Here is a 2,520-nt window from a genome sequence, read left to right on the forward strand (position 1 = left end):
TTACCTTGCAAGACTGGTCAGACTTTATCGGTTGCATAGAAGCTGAAACAGACCTCTACAAAAACTATAAAAACTACTTAGACCGTGAACTTAACCAAAAATATGATCATAGTTGATACAGGCTTTTGGTTAGCTCTTGCCAATAAAAAAGATGCAGTTCATATAGCCGCCAAAAAACGATTTCAAGATTTAGCTAATCAGCAATTTATTACAACCTGGTGTGTCGTTACAGAAACTTGCTATCTATTACAAAAAAGAGTAGGAGTAGATGCTCCAAAAATCTTTATTAATAAAATTTCTACAGGAAAGCTACAAATATTTGATCTGAAACAACATCATTGCCAGCGTATTGAAGAACTGATGGAAAAATATAAAGATTTACCGATGGATTTAGCCGATGCCTCTCTCGTTATTCTGGCAGAAGAATTAGGTCATGGACAAATTTTATCGGTTGATTATCGAGACTTCAACACCTATCGTTGGAAAAATACAGAACCCTTCGATAACCTCTTTAATAAATTTTTATGATCTAGTGCGATAGCGAAGCGCTCCGCAGGAATCGCTCAAAATCCATTGTCTTGTGATTCTTTAACTGTGATTAAGTGCGATCTCTAATGTTGGGTTAGTGCGATCGCTAATCAATTCGGATAATTTTGATTGTGCATTGCGATCGTTCAAAACAGACATCAAATTCTCGAAAAAAGTTCGTTTGTCCAAGGATTAAGGGTACATGAGAGGATTGTACCCAAGCAAATGCTAGACGAACGGGTTCAATATTTCCAATTTGAACTTGCACAAATAACCCCCGTGCTTCAACTTTTGCAAGATTTCCAGCCAATGGCAAGCGGACAGTTTGATTATCCCAAATCGCGCCTAATTGTAACCCAATATCATAAGGTAAGAGATTGACCGTAGACCCAGTATCCAGCAGTGCATTTGCAGAAATAGAAGAGTCTGCATAACTCAGAATGACAGGAATTGTGGGTAATGCTTCATCATCAGAAAAGGGAAACTCAACTGTACTAGGCATGAGTTGATGTCTCTTTGTTATCCTGAATCATCTGCATTAGAATGTTTGCAGCTTCCGTTGCCTCGTAGGGCGACCAGATCGGGTACTCTGATGCAGAAAAGATGACTCGTAGTTCAGCGTCTGGGATTTGTGTAGCTAGTAGTTTGAAGAGTGATAATTTGTCTGACTGACTCAGATTGTTGACCAGAGGAATTAACTCAGTGAGTGACATGGTTTAAACTCCCAGACAGGCAATAATAAATTGATCATAAGTCATCTGTGAGGTAAAGTCTAACGAGTCCGTTAAACATCTTTGAGAAAAGCTATTCCTATGTCGTACATTGCGATAGCGAAGCACTGCTGCAAGCAGTTCGCTTGTGCTAAAGTAGTTCTCAAGTTAATTCAAGATTGTGATAATCCTGATAAAGATGTTGAAACAACTCTTAATAAAACTACCTTTGACTAATCTCGAATACCAAGTCAGATCTGTAAAAACACACATCAAACGCAAGAAAAAAGTTCATGTGTCCTAGTATTAACGGTGCATACTTATCTTGTGTCCAAGCAAAAGCCAAATCCACAGCAGGAAATTGTTCAACAGTGGCTTTCACAACTAATGCACGAGCTTCAAATCTAGCTAAATTACCGCCTAATGGCAAAGACAACCTTTAATTTTCCCAGACTGCGCCTAATGCTAATCCCATTTCATAAGGCAAGACATTAACACTAGAACCAGTATCCAACAGACCCGAAACATTCAAAGATTGATTTTGATACGTTAATGTCAGTGATAAATAAGGAAGTGTACTTAATGCTCCAAGACTGGGATCTACCTCAGTGAAGGCAAATCTTATTTTATTAGCCATGAGTCAATTCTTGTGTCTCTTTTAATGCTTGAGCTAAAATGGCAGCAGCCTCAAAAGAGTCATGTAAACCTTGTCTATGGACATCATCTTGAATAGACATCGGTACAATACCAGACTCCTTGAGCAACTCAGCTACAAGGAAATTAAGTAATAAGAGCTTATCGGAGTGAGATAATTGCCTAAGTATGGGAGCGAACTGAGTGGTTGTCAGCATAAGTTCAACGAAAAATACAGATTCTAGTTTTTTGCACTTTGTCTAAGTGTAACACCATCTTCGGGGCAAATTTTCTTGTGCTTCCTTAACTTCGATTAACTGCTATCGTTAATATTGGGGAAATGCGATTCCTACGGAGTGCTTTGCGATCGCTCAATAACATTTTTCGCTAAACTATAATCAGGGAAACAGCAAGATGAGATTATGAACTTAGATACAATTCAACAAGATATTGCGTCTCTTCCTCCCGATGCACAACAAATCATAGTAGAACTTGTAGAAGTCCTGAAAAAACGCTATCTTCTGAATCAACACGAATCTTCAGAAAATTACTTGCCAGACTGGTCAGACTTTATCGGTTGCATAGAAGCTGAAACAGACCTCTCAAAAAACTATAAAAACTACTTAGACCGTGAACTTAACCAAAATAT

4 protein-coding genes and 1 pseudogene are annotated in these 2,520 nt (G+C 38.3%); 3 read left to right on the forward strand and 2 right to left on the reverse strand.

The features are described from left to right. Positions 1–102 precede the first annotated feature (102 nt). Positions 103–528 carry a type II toxin-antitoxin system VapC family toxin gene (locus FJR38_RS24830; protein WP_168540048.1) on the forward strand — a complete coding sequence of 142 codons (426 nt, stop codon included), beginning with the start codon at positions 103–105 and terminating at the stop codon, positions 526–528. 106 nt (positions 529–634) lie between these two features. On the opposite strand, the gene FJR38_RS24835 is transcribed toward FJR38_RS24830, so the two are convergent. Next, positions 635–1,030: an aspartyl protease family protein gene (locus FJR38_RS24835; RefSeq protein WP_168540050.1), complete on the reverse strand. Its 396-nt coding sequence runs from the start codon at positions 1,028–1,030 to the stop codon at positions 635–637. 310 nt (positions 1,031–1,340) lie between these two features. Here FJR38_RS24835 and FJR38_RS29135 point away from each other — a divergent pair, with 310 nt between their 5' ends. Continuing rightward, positions 1,341–1,475: a hypothetical protein gene (locus tag FJR38_RS29135; protein WP_256366940.1), complete on the forward strand. Its 135-nt coding sequence runs from the start codon at positions 1,341–1,343 to the stop codon at positions 1,473–1,475. On the opposite strand, the pseudogene FJR38_RS24845 reads toward FJR38_RS29135, so the two are convergent. Then, a pseudogene (locus FJR38_RS24845) lies at positions 1,462–1,875 on the reverse strand (hypothetical protein). The gene FJR38_RS29135 and the pseudogene FJR38_RS24845 sit on opposite strands and share 14 nt — an antisense overlap. Before the next feature lie 418 nt (positions 1,876–2,293). Here FJR38_RS24845 and FJR38_RS24855 point away from each other — a divergent pair. After that, a partial coding sequence (locus tag FJR38_RS24855) for a hypothetical protein (RefSeq protein WP_168540056.1) occupies positions 2,294–2,520 on the forward strand: 227 nt, incomplete at its 3' end.

The organism is Anabaena sp. UHCC 0253 (assembly GCF_009712085.1).
Classification (GTDB): domain Bacteria; phylum Cyanobacteriota; class Cyanobacteriia; order Cyanobacteriales; family Nostocaceae; genus Dolichospermum.

Bases quoted from the DNA above. Each gene is read 5' to 3' on its own strand.
- FJR38_RS29135 (WP_256366940.1), top strand. From the start codon at position 1,341: ATGTCGTACATTGCGATAGCGAAGCACTGCTGCAAGCAGTTCGCTTGT.
- FJR38_RS24835 (WP_168540050.1), bottom strand. From the start codon at position 1,030: ATGCCTAGTACAGTTGAGTTTCCCTTTTCTGATGATGAAGCATTACCC.
- FJR38_RS24830 (WP_168540048.1), top strand. From the start codon at position 103: ATGATCATAGTTGATACAGGCTTTTGGTTAGCTCTTGCCAATAAAAAA.